Here is a 614-nt window from a genome sequence, read left to right as displayed (position 1 = left end):
CCCTTGGCCGGGTCGGTGACGACCTTCATCTCCTCGTCGGCCAACTGCTTGACCGTGTCGAGCGCGAGAATGATCTTCTGGCCCTTGCCGCGCGCGGCGAGCAGCGACTTCTCGACGGAGACCGGGTGCACCGTGTCGCCGTTGGCGAGGATGGCGCCCTGCTTTAGCACCTCACGGGCGCACCACAGGGAGTAGGCGTTGTTCCACTCCTCGGCCTTGTCGTTGTCGATGAGGGTGAGGCGGACGCCGTACTTGCGCTCCAGCGCCTCCTTGCGCTCGTACACCGCTTCCTTGCGGTAGCCCACGACGATGGCGACGTCGGTGAGACCCACCTCGGCGAAGTTGCCCAGCGTGAGGTCGAGCACGGTCGTGGTGCCCTCCCCCGCCGGGTCCACGGGCACCAGGGCCTTGGGCAGGGTGTCGGTGTAGGGGCGCAGACGCCGCCCGGCGCCTGCCGCCAGCACGAGGCCGATCATGCGGGTTCTCCTGATTCGTCGTGTACAGCGGGTGCTCCGGAGGAGACCCAGAAGCGGATGCTCTCGATGAGCACCGCCAGCGCCAGGGCGACTGCCAGTGCCGTCAGCGCGATGGTGAAGCCAGTGCCGTGCAGCAGG

At 68.1% G+C, this 614-nt stretch carries 2 protein-coding genes; both read right to left on the bottom strand.

Annotated features, from left to right (window positions below):
• A partial coding sequence (locus tag KUM32_RS41460; RefSeq protein ID WP_217146799.1) for a sugar phosphate nucleotidyltransferase occupies window positions 1–476 on the bottom strand: 476 nt, incomplete at its 3' end.
• A partial coding sequence (locus tag KUM32_RS44570; RefSeq protein WP_254406801.1) for a DUF5941 domain-containing protein occupies window positions 473–614 on the bottom strand: 142 nt, incomplete at its 5' end. The genes KUM32_RS44570 and KUM32_RS41460, both read right to left, overlap by 4 nt.

The organism is Streptomyces sp. AC627_RSS907, assembly GCF_019049165.1.
This window is presented reverse-complemented; position numbering and strand designations above follow the sequence as displayed.